20 protein-coding genes and 1 other RNA gene are annotated in these 17,725 nt (G+C 38.6%); 10 read left to right on the forward strand and 11 right to left on the reverse strand.

Annotated features, from left to right (window positions below):
* Positions 1-13: 13 nt before the first annotated feature.
* Positions 14-1,405: a 3-oxoacyl-ACP reductase gene (locus O1449_RS09215; RefSeq protein ID WP_269230091.1), complete on the reverse strand. Its 1,392-nt coding sequence runs from the start codon at positions 1,403-1,405 to the stop codon at positions 14-16.
* A gap of 224 nt (positions 1,406-1,629) precedes the next feature.
* Between O1449_RS09215 and O1449_RS09220 the strand changes: the two genes are divergently transcribed.
* On the forward strand, positions 1,630-3,156 hold the full coding sequence (locus O1449_RS09220) for an acetyl-CoA C-acetyltransferase (protein WP_269238131.1): 1,527 nt from the start codon (positions 1,630-1,632) through the stop codon (positions 3,154-3,156).
* Positions 3,157-3,238: 82 nt separating this feature from the next.
* Here O1449_RS09220 and O1449_RS09225 read toward each other — a convergent pair whose 3' ends face one another.
* The 4 genes from O1449_RS09225 to O1449_RS09240 all read right to left on the reverse strand — a co-directional run bounded on the left by O1449_RS09225 (position 3,239) and on the right by O1449_RS09240 (position 5,698).
* Positions 3,239-3,592, reverse strand: a complete 354-nt coding sequence (locus tag O1449_RS09225; protein ID WP_269238132.1) for a hypothetical protein — start codon at positions 3,590-3,592, stop codon at positions 3,239-3,241.
* Between the two features lie 117 nt (positions 3,593-3,709).
* Positions 3,710-4,495: a glutathione S-transferase N-terminal domain-containing protein gene (locus O1449_RS09230; RefSeq protein ID WP_269238133.1), complete on the reverse strand. Its 786-nt coding sequence runs from the start codon at positions 4,493-4,495 to the stop codon at positions 3,710-3,712.
* Between the two features lie 11 nt (positions 4,496-4,506).
* Positions 4,507-5,019 (reverse strand): ribonuclease E activity regulator RraA, encoded by a 513-nt coding sequence (gene rraA / locus O1449_RS09235; protein WP_269238134.1) that lies wholly within the window; start codon positions 5,017-5,019, stop codon positions 4,507-4,509.
* 13 nt (positions 5,020-5,032) lie between these two features.
* Entirely contained in the window at positions 5,033-5,698 is a 666-nt protein-coding gene (locus O1449_RS09240; protein WP_269238135.1) for an NAD(P)H-binding protein, read from the reverse strand.
* A gap of 212 nt (positions 5,699-5,910) precedes the next feature.
* On the opposite strand from O1449_RS09240, the gene rpsT reads away from it, so the two are divergent.
* Positions 5,911-6,177 (forward strand): 30S ribosomal protein S20, encoded by a 267-nt coding sequence (gene rpsT / locus O1449_RS09245; RefSeq protein WP_004639414.1) that lies wholly within the window; start codon positions 5,911-5,913, stop codon positions 6,175-6,177.
* 118 nt (positions 6,178-6,295) lie between these two features.
* Here rpsT and O1449_RS09250 read toward each other — a convergent pair whose 3' ends face one another.
* Positions 6,296-7,027, reverse strand: coding sequence for a histidine phosphatase family protein (locus tag O1449_RS09250; RefSeq protein WP_004661479.1), 732 nt, complete (start codon positions 7,025-7,027; stop codon positions 6,296-6,298).
* 51 nt (positions 7,028-7,078) lie between these two features.
* The gene (locus O1449_RS09255) at positions 7,079-7,936 is read right to left on the reverse strand and encodes a 3'(2'),5'-bisphosphate nucleotidase CysQ family protein (RefSeq protein ID WP_269238136.1); all 858 of its coding nucleotides are present in this window, start codon (positions 7,934-7,936) and stop codon (positions 7,079-7,081) included.
* Between the two features lie 11 nt (positions 7,937-7,947).
* Here O1449_RS09255 and O1449_RS09260 point away from each other — a divergent pair, with 11 nt between their 5' ends.
* From O1449_RS09260 to O1449_RS09275, 4 genes are all read left to right on the forward strand, one after another.
* Entirely contained in the window at positions 7,948-8,652 is a 705-nt protein-coding gene (locus O1449_RS09260) for an HAD-IA family hydrolase (RefSeq protein WP_269230084.1), read from the forward strand.
* Positions 8,636-9,064: an RNA-binding S4 domain-containing protein gene (locus O1449_RS09265; protein WP_269238137.1), complete on the forward strand. Its 429-nt coding sequence runs from the start codon at positions 8,636-8,638 to the stop codon at positions 9,062-9,064. Before O1449_RS09260 ends, O1449_RS09265 begins: the two co-directional genes overlap by 17 nt.
* A 159-nt stretch (positions 9,065-9,223) precedes the next feature.
* Complete coding sequence (gene recA, locus O1449_RS09270) at positions 9,224-10,270, forward strand: recombinase RecA (RefSeq protein WP_269230082.1); 1,047 nt, start codon at positions 9,224-9,226, stop codon at positions 10,268-10,270.
* Between the two features lie 46 nt (positions 10,271-10,316).
* Complete coding sequence (locus O1449_RS09275) at positions 10,317-10,799, forward strand: regulatory protein RecX (protein WP_269238138.1); 483 nt, start codon at positions 10,317-10,319, stop codon at positions 10,797-10,799.
* Positions 10,800-10,809: 10 nt separating this feature from the next.
* Here O1449_RS09275 and ffs read toward each other — a convergent pair.
* Positions 10,810-10,906, reverse strand: an RNA gene (ffs, locus tag O1449_RS09280) — signal recognition particle sRNA small type.
* A gap of 319 nt (positions 10,907-11,225) precedes the next feature.
* On the opposite strand from ffs, the gene O1449_RS09285 reads away from it, so the two are divergent.
* A complete protein-coding gene (locus tag O1449_RS09285) occupies positions 11,226-12,065 on the forward strand; it encodes a YbgF trimerization domain-containing protein (protein ID WP_269230080.1) in 840 nt (279 codons plus the stop codon).
* 68 nt (positions 12,066-12,133) lie between these two features.
* On the opposite strand, the gene O1449_RS09290 is transcribed toward O1449_RS09285, so the two are convergent.
* The 3 genes from O1449_RS09290 to O1449_RS09300 form a co-directional block, all read right to left on the reverse strand.
* Positions 12,134-14,005 carry a SurA N-terminal domain-containing protein gene (locus tag O1449_RS09290; protein WP_269238139.1) on the reverse strand — a complete coding sequence of 624 codons (1,872 nt, stop codon included), beginning with the start codon at positions 14,003-14,005 and terminating at the stop codon, positions 12,134-12,136.
* A gap of 128 nt (positions 14,006-14,133) precedes the next feature.
* A complete protein-coding gene (locus O1449_RS09295; RefSeq protein ID WP_004661469.1) occupies positions 14,134-14,406 on the reverse strand; it encodes an HU family DNA-binding protein in 273 nt (90 codons plus the stop codon).
* Between the two features lie 166 nt (positions 14,407-14,572).
* Positions 14,573-15,028 (reverse strand): phasin family protein, encoded by a 456-nt coding sequence (locus tag O1449_RS09300; protein WP_004661467.1) that lies wholly within the window; start codon positions 15,026-15,028, stop codon positions 14,573-14,575.
* 210 nt (positions 15,029-15,238) lie between these two features.
* Here O1449_RS09300 and O1449_RS09305 point away from each other — a divergent pair, with 210 nt between their 5' ends.
* From O1449_RS09305 to O1449_RS09315, 3 genes are all read left to right on the forward strand, one after another.
* Positions 15,239-15,886 carry a hypothetical protein gene (locus tag O1449_RS09305; RefSeq protein ID WP_269230078.1) on the forward strand — a complete coding sequence of 216 codons (648 nt, stop codon included), beginning with the start codon at positions 15,239-15,241 and terminating at the stop codon, positions 15,884-15,886.
* A gap of 108 nt (positions 15,887-15,994) precedes the next feature.
* Positions 15,995-16,468, forward strand: a complete 474-nt coding sequence (locus O1449_RS09310; RefSeq protein ID WP_004661463.1) for an Rrf2 family transcriptional regulator — start codon at positions 15,995-15,997, stop codon at positions 16,466-16,468.
* A gap of 1 nt (position 16,469) precedes the next feature.
* Positions 16,470-17,687: an IscS subfamily cysteine desulfurase gene (locus tag O1449_RS09315; protein WP_005215456.1), complete on the forward strand. Its 1,218-nt coding sequence runs from the start codon at positions 16,470-16,472 to the stop codon at positions 17,685-17,687.
* Positions 17,688-17,725: the final 38 nt, after the last annotated feature.

Raw genomic sequence — 17,725 nt, forward strand, 5'->3', positions numbered from 1 at the left:
AAACTTTTAACGCTTAAGCGCCCAACAAGCTTTGACCGCATACGCGAACAACGTTGCCTGTCACACCTGTTGAACCAGTAGAAGCATACCAAGCAATTGCTTCAGCAACATCTACAGGTAAACCACCTTGGTTCATTGAGTTCATACGGCGACCTGCTTCACGAATCGCAAATGGAATCGCGGCAGTCATTTGAGTTTCAATGAAGCCTGGTGCAACCGCGTTGATCGTAATACCATTCTTCAATGTTGGTGCAGTAAATTTAACCAAACCAATTACGCCTGCTTTAGACACTGCATAGTTGGTTTGACCCAAGTTACCCGCGATACCACTGATTGATGATACACAAACGATACGACCATTTGCATTTAAACCATCATTAGAAAGTAAGTAATCGTTAACACGTTCAATTGCAGACAAGTTAATGTTGATGACTAGATCCCAAAGCTCTGGCTTCATGTTTGCCAAAGTTTTGTCACGAGTAATACCAGCATTGTGTACGATTACATCCAAACCGCCTTGTTTAGCAGCAGCAGTTTTGATTTTTTCGCCAGCGTCAGCAGCAGTAATATCGATTGCCAATACTGAACCACCAATTGAACCCGCAACACGCTCAAGATCAGCTTGTTGTTGAGGAACATCTAAGCAAATCACATGTGCGCCGTCACGTGCCAATACTTGTGCAATTGCTTCACCAATACCACGGCTTGCACCTGTTACGAGTGCAGTTTTACCCGCAAGTGGCTTAGCCCAATCTAATTTCACTGTTTCTGCTTTAGAAATACGGATCACTTGACCAGAAACATAAGCTGAACGTGGTGAAATTAAGAAACGTAGCGTTGATTCCAAGTTTGCTTCTGCACCTTGGTCTACATAAACCACTTGAGCAGTAATACCTTTTTTGAATTCTTTACCAGCAGACTTCACAAAACCTTCAAGCGCACGTTGTGCAATTGCTTGTTTTACAGTCTTTGCTGTTTCAGGTGTTGTACCAATGACAATCACACGACCTGAACTTGAAATTTGGCGAGCGATTGGATTAAAAAAGTTATACAACGCTTTTAATTGTTCTGAATCTTGGATACCAGATGCATCAAACACCACTGCTTTAAATTTAGACTCTTTATCATCCGCATTTAAAGGACGAAGATTTAAACCTACTTTTGCAGCCGTTTGTTGTAATTCAACATTATTGCCGACATAACTATCTGCATGGATATTGCTAAGAACTTGTGCAATAGAAGCAGAAATAGTGCTTGAAGGTGCTGCGCCAAGCAATACGGCACCATTTACAACAGGTTGGGCACTTTCAAAACGATCTAAGCTAACTGGTGATGGTAAACCTAAATTTTTTACAACAAATTTACCCAAAGGTGATTGTGTAAATGCTTGGTATTGATCGGTCATGATTATTATCTCTCATACAAATGAATTTTTTACAAACATCTAAACCATGTCAGCAAAATAACATGAAACCAATGTTTGATTGACTCACAATAAATCATACTTGACTTCATGTCTGGATGTCTTGACCTGAATGTGGTCTAAAGCGTCATTCTAGTCAATACAGCAGTATTGGAAATATGCTATGGTTATAGCAAGAATATCGCAATTATGCTTGGAAAAGCCTTATGAGCAAAACAACTCAAGAAAATCCAGCAGTCGAGAATTCTGCTCAAGAGACTGTGTCAAATACATCAAAAGCAACTTCTACTCCAAGTAAAAGTTCTGACGCAACTCCTAAAGCAGCAAGTACGACAACTAAAACGACTCGTCCTCGTTCTAACAGTCGTAGTACAAAAAGCACTGCTTCTTCTACATCTACAAAAGTAGCACCAGCTAAAACAACCAAACCTTCTGTTCAACAGGATAAAATCATGAGCCAAAACACTGTTCGCCGTGTTGCCATTATTGGCGGTAACCGTATTCCTTTCGCACGTTCTAACGGCGCTTATTTTACAGCTTCTAACATCGACATGTTTACAGCTGCATTAAACGGTTTGGTTGAGCGTTTCAACCTACAAGGTCAACGTTTAGGTGAAGTGGTTGCTGGTGCAGTATTAAAACACAGCCGTGACTTTAACATGACACGTGAGTGTGTTTTAAATACTCAACTTGCTCCTGAAACTCCAGCTTGCGATCTTCAACAAGCTTGCGGTACTGGTTTACAAGCTGCATTCCAAGTTGCAAACAAAATTGCTTTAGGCCAAATCGAAGTAGGTATCGCTGGTGGTGTTGATACTACATCTGACGCTCCGATCGCTTTCGGTGATGGTTTACGTAAAGCTTTGCTTGAGCTCAACATCGCTAAAACAGGTAAAGATCGTTTAAAAGCTTTATCTAAAATCAACGTTAAAGATCTTATGGATGCACCTAAAAATGGTGAACCACGTACTGGTTTATCTATGGGTGATCACCAAGCAATTACTGCCCTTGAATGGGGTATTGCTCGTGAAGATCAAGACGCTTTAGCTGCTTCTTCTCACCAAAAAATGGCGAAAGCATACGAAGAAGGTTTCTTCGATGACTTAATCACGCCGTTCTTAGGTTTAAGCCGTGACAACAACTTACGTGCTGACTCAACTGCTGAGAAATTAGCAAAATTAAAACCAGTATTTGGTAAAGGCGAAGCTGCAACAATGACAGCGGGTAACTCTACTCCACTTACTGATGGTGCTTCATGTGTACTTTTAGCTTCTGAAGAATGGGCTAAAGCAAATGGTCACGAAGTTCTAGCTTACTTAACTTTCTCTGAAACAGCTGCAGTTGATTTCGTTGGTAAAAAAGAAGGCCTATTGATGGCTCCTGCTTATGCAGTTCCACGTATGCTTGAGCGTGCTGGCCTTAAACTTCAAGATTTCGACTACTACGAAATCCACGAAGCGTTTGCATCACAAGTACTTTCTACTTTGAAAGCTTGGGAAGATGAGAAATTCTGTAAAGAGCGTTTAGGTTTAGATGCACCTTTAGGTTCAATTGATCGTAGCAAATTAAACGTTAAAGGTTCTTCTTTAGCTGCGGGTCACCCATTCGCTGCAACTGGCGGTCGTATCATCGCGACTGCTGCGAAAATCTTAAACCAAAAAGGTTCAGGTCGTATCTTAGTTTCGATCTGTGCTGCTGGCGGTCAAGGTGTAACAGCAATTATTGAAAAATAATCGTTAGCTTGCATACTAAAAAGCTGAATCAAATGATTCAGCTTTTTTATTTAGATATTAAAACTCATAAAAATATTTATACTTATCTTGGTCTTTGAAACTTCACATAATAATCATTTAAAACTTTAATGATCTGCTTTAACTCTTTAAGGTTTTCTTCTGTATTTCCTAAGCGCTCAACAAAACGTTGTGAATGCAATTCCAAATCAATCTTTTCATTAATTTGCGGTGCAATCCTAAACAGCTTCTCTAGATCATCAAATCGATCTAATTTTCGGTTTGAGAAATATTCCAAACGAAAGCCCAACTCATTCAGCACCACACCATGCAGAATCGCACCTTTCTCTACATCAAATGATAAAGCATGTTCTTTTAAAAATAACTGCTCAGGTGTCTCTTTGGTGCTTTTGAATAAGTTAGTCAGTTGGCTTAACATTTATAAATCACATCACTATATTTCGATTGTATTAAACAGCTAAATACATCAGAGAAGCAACAAGCTACGGCGCTGATAAAAAAAAGCATCTTCTAAAAGATGCTTTTCTGTAATTCATTAACCATACTGCTTTTTCAAGTAATCGACAATTTTCGCTGACTCAAACATCTTCACGCCTGTATTTGGATCAATCAAATATGGTACTTGAATATCTCGTCCCATCACCTCAACAACCTTTTCGCGCTTTCCATTCGGTAATGGAATGTATTGACCAGGTTTTAAACGCAAGATTGCTGGCCCCATATCTTGCCAACGCTCTTTGGCAACATTATGCAAAATATATGGAATTTCCAGCTCAGTCAGAACTTCACGAACCAATCGTGTATAAGGGCTTGCCTCAAAACTCCACAATTCGATCAATTGTGCTGGTGCTGCTCGATTAACAATTTTCTTGTTAATCCATACACCACGAGCTGCATTGGCAACCGATGCTAAAGCTGAAACATAAGGAAGTTTTGGATAATGGCTAAATTTTTTCGGCGTTTTCCCAGTTTTACCATAGTGTTTGAATAGATGATGAATGATCTCTTGTGACTCATAGAGTTGATCACCAGTATTTTCATCAATCAAAAATGGAAACTGTCTTTTACCACCTTTTTCTTTAACGATTTGGCGATATTTTTGACCACCTTTCGGACATGGATAAATTTCCACATCTAAATTTAATAACGTAACAACTTCACGGACACGGCGACAAAAGGGTGAACCTTCAAACTCATAAAGTTTTAATGGTTTTGAAGGCTGATTCGGTTGTGGTGTTCCCATCACACCTCTTCCACCTTCAATTAAAGTTGCAACAACAGATTGTAAAACCTTGAATTGATGATTCGCCATTTTGAGCATATTGCTATCCTTTAGCAGTCAACTAGTTTTTCTTTCGCGATTACGATGCCATTATTATCGGCATAGATATAATCGCCAGAATTGATCGTCACACCACCAAAATACAGTGTAATATCAACTTCACCTATGCCCTTACGATTACTTTTTTGTGGAATTGCAGCCAATGCATGCACACCTAAATCAAGTTCGGCAATTGCATCAACATCACGCACACAACCGTAAATCACAACACCATTCCAATGATTCTTCACAGCTGATTCAGCAATCAAATCGCCCATCAAAGCACAGCGCATAGATGCACCGCCATCAACAACCAAGACTTTTCCTACACCCTCTGTTGCTAAAAGCTCTTTTACGCGTGAGTTATCTTCAAAACACTTAACTGTTACAACCTGCCCACCAAAGCTCTTGCGTGCACCATAACTCTTAAAAAACTTACCGTCTAAAGATGGTGTTACGACCTGTAAATCTTTCTCAGGATTATCATCTAACAAGTCGCAAGTTACAAAAGGAATCGTAGTCACTGAAAAATCTCCATTATTGGGTTTGTTGTATCATCAAATTATCGTACAGTTTGAATGCTGCTGTCTGAGTTTGAGCTGCATTTAGCATAGTATGCGCCAATTGTTCTGCGGTTACAGGCTTATATTTAAACGGCTTGGTCCAAGTTTTTTCAACCAATTTAAATAGCGTTTGTGCCACACCTTCTAAAACTCGTACTTCACTACGCTTACCAATTAAGAGTGACGGTTGAAAAATTGAGAGCTTATACATCGACAAGCTTTTTAAGTAGTTTTCCAACTCACCTTTAACTTTATTATAGAAAACTGGTGAATTAGCATTCGCTCCTAAGGCACTGACCACCAATAAATGAATATTTTTATCTTGGATTAAATCAGCAAAATGAGCGTTAATTTCATAGTCAATTGCATAAAATGCGTCTTTCGATCCCGCTTGTTTGATCGTACTACCCAAGCAACTAAATGCATGTGTATGAGCACTGACATCTTCATCATTCAAAAGCAAAAAATCTTCTAGAATAAGTTGGGTAACTTTACTATAAGATTTTAATTTATCTGAATTTTTCCTTACTACAACAGTCACAGAACTAAAATCATTTGACTGTTCTAATTCAGCCACTAGCGCTTCACCCACTAGCCCGGTAGCACCAATAACAATTGCCTTTTTGTCACCTATTCTCATTTTTATTTATTCCGACTCATAACTAAGCCTAATGTAACGTTTTCTTGCAAGATTATCACCTGTTAAATGTACTTAAAAGTATCACAAGGCTTGACTTCGGGGCTTAGTTTCCTCAAAATATGGCACTTGTTTACGGGCTGGTGAATGTTGCCAAGATTTTTTGGTTTTAACTTCAGCCCGCCCAGACCAACTTATTTTCAAGGAGTGCACGAGTGGCAAACTCTGCTCAAGCTAAAAAACGTGCTCGTCAAAACGTTAAAGCACGTAAACACAACGCAAGCTTGCGTTCTATGGTTCGTACTTACATCAAACGTACTGTAAATGCGATCGCTGCTGGTGACTATGCTGTTGCTTCAGAAGCTTATAAAACAGCTGTACCTGTAATCGACCGTATGGCTGATAAGGGCATCATCCACAAAAATAAAGCTGCTCGTCACAAGAGCCGCTTAAACGCTCAAATTAAAGCTTTAGCTAACTAATTTGATGCATGTAAAAAAGCCCGATTTTCGGGCTTTTTTATTGTCTTCAACTTAGTAATGCAACGTTAGTAGTTTCTTAATTTTAAATTGCACAATTAAATCATACTTTTCCAAAATCTTATTTATTCTGAAAATCCTTAATGACCAGTTCATGCTTTTGACCACGCCAAATCCATTTTAGCTTACTATTGCTAAAATCCTCACCTTCAAACCACACAAATAAGCCCTCCATCATCTCAGGCCAATCCGACTTATCAATTTGTGTTTGACCTGAAATCACTGCAACGATCGCAGCAATAATGGTGTCGTGACTAACAGCCAAGCTTAAACCTTGATGTTGCGTCGGATGGGTGTGATATAACAGCTCCAAAACATCAAAAACGCCTGTTATAGGATGTTTCATACCAGGCAAAGCATTGTTCACAAAACTATTAATAAACCCTAATGCACCTTGTTTACGAAAGTAAGGGGCTGCTTGCTGAATATCTAGCACAAAGCTTCCGGGTTCTACCAACAATCGCTGCTCAACAATTTCAATTGTATGCGTATTTATTGCCTCATGAATCCCATCTGCACCTTGAATCATTAATGCAGCCGTATCAACACAACGCTGAATTGGACTAGAGATACAATGCTGAATTGCTCGATCCGTATTTTTAATAAGATATTGACCCCATGCATAAGCCAAATCTCGACCTTGCTCCGTTAATTGCAAGTCATAACCAGCCAATCCCTGCCCATTCACCAACTCACGTAAAGAGTGACGAGTAAACAACGTGACAGGAGTTGAAGCATCTGGCAGTAAATCAATTGCTTCAAACATACTTTTAGGCAATAAATGCAGGGCCATATTCACATACAAACTTAAATTTAGCTCACTATACCACGCACGCTAGAAGACTCAATCTAAAATGCCCGAATGCGCCAATGCCCCGTAAGCAATTTTTTTGCAATATTGATCTCTAAACGCGATAAAACCACCATTCAAAACAGTCTCACGCTGATTATATTGAAATGGTTTTCCATCCAAAGTCATCAATCCACCACCGATACTTTCAAGTAAAGCTTGTCCTGAACTCGTATCCCACTCTGAGGTTGGATGAAATCTTGGGTAAATATCAATTTCACCTTCTAACATCATGCAGAACTTATAGGCACTCCCTGCCTCACGTCTTTCTACAGCACGATCTCGCAAAATTGGTTCGATAAAATTTTTATATTTGGGGTTTTTACTGCTATGACTTAAACCAATTTGAAGTGGCGCTGCCAAATCATGTTCTTCGATCTGGTATTGAAACCATTCTTGACGGCTAAAACTATACTTATAAGGTAAGTGTGACTGATAACCAATATACATGACCTGTTCACAGGGTACGGCAATAATCGCAAAAGTCGTTTCATTACCCTCGATCAAGCTTAAATTAATCGTAAATTCATCACGCTCATGAATAAACTCTTTCGTACCATCCAAAGGATCGAGCATCCAGCAACGTGACCAAGCAGATCGAGCAGAATAATCACTCTCCTCTGACAACACTGGTAACTCTGGCGTAATTTCCGCTAACTGCTTTAATAAAAAACGATTTACTTTCAAATCTGCCTGAGTCACAGGCGAATCATCACTTTTTTCCTGAATATTAAACTCACCACCCGCACAATAATTTTGATATTCTTCCAATAATATTTGACTTGCCTGCGCCATGATTGGCACAAGTTTCAGAATAAATTGATCTTGTGGGGCAAGCGTTTTAATAAACATAGATCAGCCTTATGTCATATTTAGATTTACAGCAGCAGCCTATCGCCATGTTCGACATGGATGGCACATTACTCGATTTAGCCTTCGATGATTTCATTTGGAACCATTGTTTACCTGAACGTCATGCCCAAACACATCAATGCAGTTTAGAGCAAAGTAAACAAACACTATTCCAATTTTACCAACAACATAAGCATACACTATCTTGGTATTCTTCGGCGTATTGGACTGCTAAAGTTGGCGTAGATGTTTTACAACTACAATATGAACACCGTGAAAAAATTCGCGCACGTAAAGGTTGTCATGAATTATTAGAACAACTCAAAGCTCAAGGCTATCGCTGTTGGTTACTGACCAATGCCGATCGAGCAGGCTTAAAACTGAAGCTTGAAAATGTCGAACTTAGCCCTTATTTTGAAGTCATGATCAGTAGCGAAGAGCTTGGGCATGCCAAAGAAGAAGTCGCTTTTTGGCAAAAGTTACAACAAATACATCCATTTGATCCAGCTCAAGCAATATTTATTGATGATACGGTTGCGGTACTCCAAGGCGCTGAACGTTTTGGTATTAACCAATTGTTTAGCATTTTACAACCGTCTAGCGCTAAACCAGCTCGACTCGCCACGGAAATAGCGTACCCATCTCTTGATCATTTAACCAATCTCTTTGATTATCTTGACACCAACTTACAGGTAACAGATGCCAAAACAGCATGAATCAGACAGCATGGATGCCATGCGCATTGATAAATGGCTTTGGGCTGCACGTTTTTTTAAAACACGCTCTATTGCCAAAGCAGCAATTGAAGGTGGTAAAGTCCATCACAACAATGACCGCGTTAAAGTTTCTAGAGACGTCCGTATTGGAATGGAACTCACCATCCAACAAGGCTTTGAGAAAAAGACCGTTTTTGTGAAAGCGCTATCGGCTGTTCGAGGTGGTGCCCCCATGGCTCAACTTCTTTATGAAGAAACACCCGAAAGTATTGAGCGTAGAGAGTTGCATGCATCACAGCGAAAATTGCATAATCTAGCCCGACCTGATCACCGACCAAGTAAAAAAGATCGTCGTGATATCAATCGTTTTAAACAAGAAAATGTACAATCATGGTCATATCATGATGAATAAAATTTTCTAATTTGGACGCGTCATCTTGTGTCGTATTGGCACAGATCAGATGTGGAATATACAACTAGAATCTGCCACTATACTCAAGTCCCAACAAGTTGAGATTCAATACATCCACTTGGGTTAGTCGTTAAGAAGATAAAGTTTTGAGGTTTTGAGATGGATGATAATAAAAGCAAGGCGTTACAAGCAGCCTTAAGCCAAATTGAAAAGCAGTTTGGTAAAAATACCGTGATGCGCTTAGGTGATAATACTGTACAAGCTGTTGAAGCGGTTTCTACAGGTTCTTTAACTCTCGATATCGCGTTAGGGATTGGCGGATTACCTAAAGGTCGTATTATCGAAATTTATGGTCCTGAATCTTCAGGTAAAACTACTATGACATTACAAGCGATTGCTCAATGTCAAAAAAATGGCGGTACCTGTGCATTTATCGATGCAGAACATGCATTAGATCCAGAATATGCACGTAAGCTTGGCGTAGATATTGATAATCTATTGGTTTCACAACCTGACCACGGTGAGCAAGCGCTCGAAATCGCCGATATGTTGGTGCGTTCTGGTGCAATCGATTTAATCGTTGTCGACTCTGTAGCAGCATTAACCCCTAAAGCCGAAATTGAAGGCGAAATGGGTGACTCACACATGGGCTTACAAGCACGCTTAATGAGTCAGGCCCTACGTAAAATTACAGGTAATGCGAAACGCTCTAACTGTATGGTGATCTTCATTAACCAAATCCGTATGAAGATTGGTGTGATGTTTGGTAGCCCAGAAACCACTACAGGTGGTAATGCACTTAAATTCTACGCTTCTGTACGCTTAGACATCCGTCGTATTGGTCAAGTGAAAGAAGGTGACGAGATCACAGGTAACGAAACGCGTGTTAAAGTTGTGAAAAACAAAATGGCGCCTCCGTTCAAAGAAGCTGTGTTCCAAATCATGTATGGCAAAGGCACTAATCAGTTAGGCGAATTGGTTGATCTTGCCGTTCAACAAGACATCGTACAAAAAGCGGGTGCATGGTATTCATATCAAGGCAATAAAATTGGCCAAGGTAAAAACAATGTGATTCGTCATTTTGAAGAAAATACAGCAATGGCTCAAGAAATTGAAAAGGTTATTCGTGAACAACTTCTTACTAAGAACAACAAAGAAGCAGCTCAAACCGAAGATGAAGATGAACCAGATTTTTTAGAAAGCTAAGCTGAAACGCCCTTCGGGGCGTTTTTCTTTCAAGAGGATATAAAACTTGTTTAATTCTGAAAAAATAGAAAAGCCCAAAACACTGACAGGTGCAAGATTACGCTCTTATGCATTCGCCCTTCTTACACGTCGGGATTATTCCAAAGCAGATCTCGAAGCAAAATTAAATCAATATGCGATCAATCCAGAAGAAGTTGCAAATCTAGTTGATGAGTTAGCACAACAAAATTACCAAAGCGACCAACGTGTTGCAGAGCTTACATTGGCCAGTCAACTTAGAAAAGGTAAAGGATTACAAAGAATTAAACAGGCTTTAAAAGCAAAACAACTCGATACAGAACTTATTACAGAAGAACTTTCAGAGGTTGATTGGCTAGATCAAGCTTATCAACTCAAAATAAAGAAATTTGGGATAGATGTAGAGACAGATCCAAAACTAAAAGCAAGACAAATTAGATTCTTACAATACCGAGGATTTGATATGGGAATAATTATGAAAGCAATTGCTCGAACGAGCGATGAAGAATAAATGGTGGCAGCCCCACTAGCATTACTTCGGCACATCATAGATCTATTACCGTTGCTACCTTCCGGTCCTGGCGGGGTTCATAGAGTACAATTGCGAAGCTACCAGCAGGGCTACCATTGCCTGACAAAGTATAGAGATTTTTGCCTGAGTTGCAAGACTTGTATCTGTTTTTAAGTGACTTTTTGATTCAATTGCTTATTTCATCAGCAGAATCCATCTCTATATTATCTATTTAATTTAAAAGTGTATAAACATTAAACAATAGATAATTTCTTTATTCGAAAAATGCTTGAAGATTGTAAATGCTTATTGCATTTAAATGAGTTGCTGCTTTAATGACTAAATCAAAAACATAGATCTAGTGTGCCACAAGTAAACATGAGGACTTGTTCGCTCACGGCTTTTTAACTTTATGGATGAATTTTTATGCTAAAAAAGTATTCCGTACTTTTTACTGCCTTACTCGCTAGCGCACATTTATATGCAAATGTTCCCATTGAATCTCGTGCACTCAGCCAGACGATTGCAGATAATACAAATATGTCTAATACTGGCTCAAACCTAAATTGGGATCTCATTCAAAAGAACCAAAAACTAGAAGAAGAAGTACGCAAATTACGTGGTCAATTAGAAGAGCATGACAATTCAATTGAGCAACTGAAAAAAGAACTAGCAAATCGCTATACAGATTTAGATCAACGTTTAGAATTACTCTCTCAAAAAATTGATCCACCAGAAGAAAACACAGAAACAGAGAATACAACTACAACTGAAGCACCCAAAGCAGAAACAACAACACCCCCTGCAGCACCAGCTAAACAAGATTCAACAATCCAAGCACCAATTGTACAACCGAAGTCAAATACTGCTACCACGAGCAATACCAACAACCAAATTGAGCTAGAAAAAGCAGCATACACGGTTGCACTAGATGCCTACAAACAAGGTGGGGCAAAAAAAGCCATTCAACCAATGCAAAATTTCATTAAGAACCACCCAAATGGAATTTATGTTGGCAATGCTTACTTTTGGCTGGCTGAGTTTTATTTAGCGGTTGAACCTGTCGACTATAAAGCAGCCAAGCAAAACTATAATATCGTAGTAACACGCTATCCCAATTCAGCAAAAGCATCTCGAGCGGTTTATCAACTTTATAGCATTGCAAAAGAAGTCGATAAAAACACTGCTCTTGCCAACCAGTATAAAACGAAGTTGCTTAACCAATATCCACAATCCGAAGAAGCTAAATTTATTCAGAAAAAATAATGCTTATAATGCACAAAAAAGCCAGTTCATAAGAACTGGCTTTTTAAATTTTAAAGCTTAGACCAAACTTATTTGATCTTCGCCTTTGATTTTAAATAATCAGTATAGTCTTCTAATAGCTGCTGTCCACGGAACTGCTGATACAACTTAGTTAACTCAGTAATTTGCTCTGGCGGTAACTCATTTGCAGCATTAGTATTCACGTTTGAAACTGCAACGATAACCAACTCATTAGGTAATTTTGCTGTCGTAGCAGACCACATACCTTCTTTAGTTGGCGCTGGAATGCTGAAAGCAGCACGCTCAATTGCACGCTTTAAACCTTGAGAACGTGTAAATGTGCCTGCATCTTCAAAAATGACTTGTGATTCTGCAACAACTTGTGCAGCAGGTAACGCTTTAAAATCAGCTAAAATCTTTGCAATTTTTGCTTGAGCAGCTTTATACGCCTTTGCTTCAATGACTTTTGCTTTTACTTCAGCAGTCGCTTGATCTAATGGTTTAACGCCCGCTGCATGGTAATTACGAACTTTAATCCAAATCGTATCACCATTCGCTAACTGAATATTAGAAGATGCATTACGATCACCGTTTTTCACATCATCATTAAACAGTTTTGCTTTAACATTTAAATCGCTCAAATAAGGGTTTTGAGTGGTTAAAGTCACCCCATTTAAAGATTCAACACGAGCACCCTTCACTTCTTGAGCAACTGCTTCTAAAGAGTCATTACCCACAACCATTTCATTTAAGCTATTTACAGTATCGCTAAATAAATTTGCAGTTTTTGCCTTCTGTACTTCAGCTGTTAAGCGAGCTTTCTCAGTCTCAAATGAAGGAATATTTGCAACTGGTGCATTTGCTTCAATGATATGGTAGCCATATTGTGTTTTAACAGGCTTAGAAACTTCACCATTCTTTAAGGCATTAACAGCATTATCAAAGTCAGCTGAGAAAATACCTGGTACATAAGCATCAACTAAACCACCCTGTGCTTTTGAAGTTGGATCTTCAGAGAATTGTGCAGCCGCTTGAGCAAATGACATTCCACCCTGAATCTTGGCATAAACATCATTCGCAATTTTTTGAGCTGCTGCCGCATCACGTGCATCAGTTGTAATTAAAATATGTTTAACTTCACGTTTTGCATCTTTCTGCTGCTTTTCAACAAAAGCCTTATAAGCCTGTTGTAAATCAGCCTCCGTAATATTTAAATTAGTTTGAGGCAATAACGCTGGGCTTAAAACCACATAATCAACATCAACACTCGCAACTTGCTTAAATTCATTTTTATGCTTGTTGTAGTAATCTGTTATTTCTTGAGTTGACGCAGTCAAACCTTTTTTATAATCGTCCAACTTAATACTTGCTAAATGCAAAGTACGCTGTTCTGTTTGCAAACTCGCAAGCTGATGTAAATCAGATTTACTCACCAATGCATAATCTAACAAAGTCGATGAAATCATTTTTAGTGCATGATCTTGACGCAAGCTAGCAATTAGAGCTTGGTTAGTCATTCCGACTGAACGTAAATAATTTTCATACAACTTTTGAGAAAACTTTCCATTTTCTTGGAAACTTGGTTGTTGTGCCAACATTTGCTCTAGCTGAGTATCGCTTAAAGAAATACCTAACTTTTCCGCCTGTTGTTGCAATAAAGAGCGTGCAATCAGCGCATCTAAAGCTTTTTGCTGAATAACTGGCTGATTTAAAAGAGACTCATCACCTTTTACCATTGATAAATATTGATCTTTATAATTTTTAGTCGCACTTTCCAAGTCTTTATTAGAAATATCTTGTCCGTTAACAGATTTCGCAACGTCTGCTTTATTACTGCCGCTAAAATATCCTTCAATACCTACAAGCGCTAAAGGGGTCAAAAACAAAACTAATAGGACTTTGCCAAGCCAACCCTTAATGACTGTACGAAATGATTCCATAAGTATTCCAATATTTTATTTCGGGGCAATTTTAACTGAAAAACCAAAGCGAATGAATGCTGAATAAAGTATTTCATTCAATAAATAAAAAACGCACCCAAAATGGTGCGTTTTTTGATTTAAAAAGATTACGCAACTGAATCTTTTAAACCCTTACCTGGTTTAAAACTAGGTACTTTGCTTGCTTTAATTTGAAGCTCTTCACCTGTTTTAGGATTACGACCAGTACGTGCAGCACGTTCTTTAACGCTAAATGTACCAAAACCAACTAAAGTAACCGTATCACCGCTTTTAAGTGCTTCAGTGATTGACGCAATCGTTGCATCGAGTGCCTTACCAGCATCCGACTTAGATACTCCCCCTTTTTCAGCAATCGCATCAATTAATTCTGATTTATTCATGATACAAAATATCCTCTTAATATCGTTTGTTAAGATCCAAGGCTATAGTTTAAAAGGCCATGCCGCCTTTATAGCAATGCTTTAGGGGAGAACGCAATACTAGAAAGGCTTTTTAGTAAAAATAAATACTCAAAAACCACATAAACAGACGAGTGCCTATATTTTTTTACTTTTTATTCAATTTACTCTTTAATTGATTATTTTCTTCAATCAATGCATCTACTTTAATATGTAGCTGAACTAAAAGTTGCTCGATATGTTGGAGATCTTTTGGAGTGACTAGACCAATACGATTCAACGAATGATTCACACCTGTGTCTAAAATTTTTTCAACTTTATCTTTAGTATCCGTCACTGATTCTTTGGCTTTTTCAGTCACTTTTCCAACAGTGTTATCAGCAAAATCTACAGTCTTGGATTCTAGCTCTTCACCCACCTTGACTAAAGAGTCAAATAATTTATTTCCCTCTTCTTCTGCGCGTGAAAAAGCACCTAATCCAGCCAGCCAAATCTGTTGCGTATACTTTTTGAAATCAAGGGCAGATTTTTTAGAACTCTTTGATTTTAGCTTAGTTTTTACCTCTGCCTCATCAGTTGGGTGTTCTACATTTGAGTTGTCCATTAACCATTACTCCCAAACACTTTACAAACAGTATGTCGTATTTAACCATAAAAATGTTTTTATAATATCAAAGTTAAGACTTGATCGTTTTAAAAAACTGTTCTACAAAGCAATAAAGTCATGTAAATTATTTTTAATAATTGAGTATGGATACTCAGATTTACGTGCTTTATGAAATTTATAGTGTGATTGGCAAGGATAAAGAGACCTATGAGTGATACGCAACAAAGACATAAACACCCCCATTTGTTGCTAAACATTGTCATCATTGTTTTAGAAACTTTTTTTTCATTCATTCTCACCCATGATGCAACTTTACGCTTGCAAGCGAAAAAGCTTATCGATGAAAAAGTTACCATTCGAATTAACAGCTATATTCCTTTTTTTGACTTTTATGTCCAATTTACCGAAAAAGGAATTTTATTTGATATCAAAGCCCTAGATCGAAAAGTTGACCTAGAAATAAATAGCACACTCATCGATTTGATTAAAATTTTCGTATTTAATAATCAGCGCAGTATCTACAATATGCGTATTTTAGGTGATGCAAGACTTCAAGAAGATGTGATGGATTTAATCCCTCACCTCACACTCACAAGTATATTCGCAAATTGGAAACAATGGTTCAATGCATTTGATAGTGATGCAGAAGCTATTGCGTCTCAGCAGCGAATTGCGCCATTGCTTGATAAAATCGATCAGCAACGCTCTGAGATCAACTCATTATTGGTTGAAGTTAAACAATATCAAAACCGCATTCATCGCATGCAAAAACGCCAACGTTGGATTAATATCTCATTCGCTGTATTCAGCTTTATTTTAATAGGCTTTTTCGTTTATAATATGTGGATACAATAATTCCAACATATTTCACTTTTCACACGCATTTTGGCAATTAAAAAACTTGACTATTTTAGTCGGAATTCATAAAATTTAGACATCTAGTCTAACCATGTGTACCGAATCATGCGTCTTACAACTCGCGGTCGTTACGCAGTGACTGCTCTACTTGATTTAGCTTTGCAGCCAACTGAACAAACGATCACGCTTGCCGAAATAGCAGCACGCCAATCCATATCAGTCGCCTATTTAGAACAGTTATTCGCAAAACTTAAACGACATGGGTTAGTTTCGAGTGTTCGTGGTGCTAATGGTGGATATCATCTTGCACGAAATGCAACTGAAATTACCGTGCTAGAAATTATCGAAGCTGTAAATGAAACCGTCGATGCAACACGTTGCGATCATAAAGGCAATTGTCAAAATGGTGCAATGTGCTTAACACATGACTTATGGCAAGAACTCTCCCACCATATTGCCGATTATCTCGCAAAAATCTCTCTTGCAGACCTGATTGCACGCGACAACGTTCAAACTGTTGCACTTCGCCAAAACTCAGCAAGTTTAGATTCAGCCCTCCTATCGGTTACAGGTATTTGACATGAAACGTCCAATTTATCTTGATTATGCAGCAACAACACCAGTACTTCCTGAAGTTGCAGAACGCATGATGGAATGTTTAACCTTCGAAGGGACTTTTGGTAATCCTGCATCACGCTCGCATGCCTATGGTTGGCAAGCTGAAGAAAAAGCTGAATATGCACGTGAACAAGTTGCAAACCTAGTTAAAGCAGATCCACGTGAGATCGTTTGGACTTCTGGTGCAACCGAATCTGACAACTTAGCACTAAAAGGTATTGCTCAGTTTTACGGCTCAAAAGGCAAGCACATCATTACTAGTAAAATCGAACACAAAGCTGTGTTAGATACTTGCCGTGAGCTAGAAGAACAAGGTTTTGAAATTACTTATTTAGAACCTGAACCACGTACAGGTTTAATTACGCCTGAAATGGTTAAAGCAGCTTTACGTCCAGATACCATTCTTGTTTCACTGATGATGGTGAACAATGAAATCGGTACGATTACTGACGTAGCAGCTATTGGCGAGTTAACACGTGCGAATAAAACATTCTTACACGTTGATGCTGCACAAGCCGCTGGTAAAGTTGAAATCGATCTTTCAACCATGAAAATTGATTTAATGAGCTTCTCTGGTCATAAAATTTATGGCCCTAAAGGAATTGGTGCTCTATTTGTCCGCCGTAGCCCACGTGTTCGCTTAAAAGCACAAATGCATGGTGGTGGTCATGAGCGCGGTATGCGTTCTGGTACTTTAGCAACTCATCAAATTGTAGGTATGGGGGAAGCTTTTGAAATTGCTGGTAAAACTATGCAGGCAGAACAAGAGCGTCTTCGCCACCTACGTGACAAACTTTGGAATGGCTTCCAAGACCTTGAGCAAGTGTTCTTGAATGGTCATCCGACTGAGAACGTTGCAAACTATCTTAATGTCAGCTTTAACTTCGTTGAAGGTGAATCATTGATGATGGCATTAAAAGATCTTGCAGTATCAAGTGGTTCAGCATGTACTTCTGCAACATTAGAGCCTTCATATGTATTACGTGCTTTAGGTTTATCTGATGAATTAGCACATAGTTCGATTCGTTTCAGTTTTGGTAAATATACAACTGAAGCTGATATTGATCATGTGTTAACAATTACCAAAGCTGCTGTTGAGAAATTACGTGAACTTTCTCCGCTTTGGGATATGTATAAAGAAGGTATCGACCTTTCAACAGTTGAATGGGCTGAACACTAATTCATTGTAGTTTGAATTGAACTCTTCATTGAAAACAG

The sequence above is a fragment of the Acinetobacter sp. TR3 genome, from assembly GCF_027105055.1.
GTDB lineage: Bacteria > Pseudomonadota > Gammaproteobacteria > Pseudomonadales > Moraxellaceae > Acinetobacter.

What these genes read in the sequence shown, in the direction of transcription:
- O1449_RS09300 (WP_004661467.1), bottom strand. Translation starts at nt 15,028, where the DNA reads ATGGACAACTCAAATGTAGAACACCCAACTGATGAGGCAGAGGTAAAA.
- recA (WP_269230082.1), top strand. Translation starts at nt 9,224, where the DNA reads ATGGATGATAATAAAAGCAAGGCGTTACAAGCAGCCTTAAGCCAAATT.
- O1449_RS09290 (WP_269238139.1), bottom strand. Translation starts at nt 14,005, where the DNA reads ATGGAATCATTTCGTACAGTCATTAAGGGTTGGCTTGGCAAAGTCCTA.
- O1449_RS09260 (WP_269230084.1), top strand. Translation starts at nt 7,948, where the DNA reads ATGTCATATTTAGATTTACAGCAGCAGCCTATCGCCATGTTCGACATG.
- O1449_RS09295 (WP_004661469.1), bottom strand. Translation starts at nt 14,406, where the DNA reads ATGAATAAATCAGAATTAATTGATGCGATTGCTGAAAAAGGGGGAGTA.
- O1449_RS09265 (WP_269238137.1), top strand. Translation starts at nt 8,636, where the DNA reads ATGCCAAAACAGCATGAATCAGACAGCATGGATGCCATGCGCATTGAT.
- O1449_RS09240 (WP_269238135.1), bottom strand. Translation starts at nt 5,698, where the DNA reads ATGAGAATAGGTGACAAAAAGGCAATTGTTATTGGTGCTACCGGGCTA.
- O1449_RS09310 (WP_004661463.1), top strand. Translation starts at nt 15,995, where the DNA reads ATGCGTCTTACAACTCGCGGTCGTTACGCAGTGACTGCTCTACTTGAT.
- O1449_RS09215 (WP_269230091.1), bottom strand. Translation starts at nt 1,405, where the DNA reads ATGACCGATCAATACCAAGCATTTACACAATCACCTTTGGGTAAATTT.
- O1449_RS09255 (WP_269238136.1), bottom strand. Translation starts at nt 7,936, where the DNA reads ATGTTTATTAAAACGCTTGCCCCACAAGATCAATTTATTCTGAAACTT.
- O1449_RS09225 (WP_269238132.1), bottom strand. Translation starts at nt 3,592, where the DNA reads ATGTTAAGCCAACTGACTAACTTATTCAAAAGCACCAAAGAGACACCT.
- O1449_RS09305 (WP_269230078.1), top strand. Translation starts at nt 15,239, where the DNA reads ATGAGTGATACGCAACAAAGACATAAACACCCCCATTTGTTGCTAAAC.
- O1449_RS09230 (WP_269238133.1), bottom strand. Translation starts at nt 4,495, where the DNA reads ATGCTCAAAATGGCGAATCATCAATTCAAGGTTTTACAATCTGTTGTT.
- O1449_RS09315 (WP_005215456.1), top strand. Translation starts at nt 16,470, where the DNA reads ATGAAACGTCCAATTTATCTTGATTATGCAGCAACAACACCAGTACTT.
- O1449_RS09285 (WP_269230080.1), top strand. Translation starts at nt 11,226, where the DNA reads ATGCTAAAAAAGTATTCCGTACTTTTTACTGCCTTACTCGCTAGCGCA.
- O1449_RS09250 (WP_004661479.1), bottom strand. Translation starts at nt 7,027, where the DNA reads ATGGCCCTGCATTTATTGCCTAAAAGTATGTTTGAAGCAATTGATTTA.
- O1449_RS09220 (WP_269238131.1), top strand. Translation starts at nt 1,630, where the DNA reads ATGAGCAAAACAACTCAAGAAAATCCAGCAGTCGAGAATTCTGCTCAA.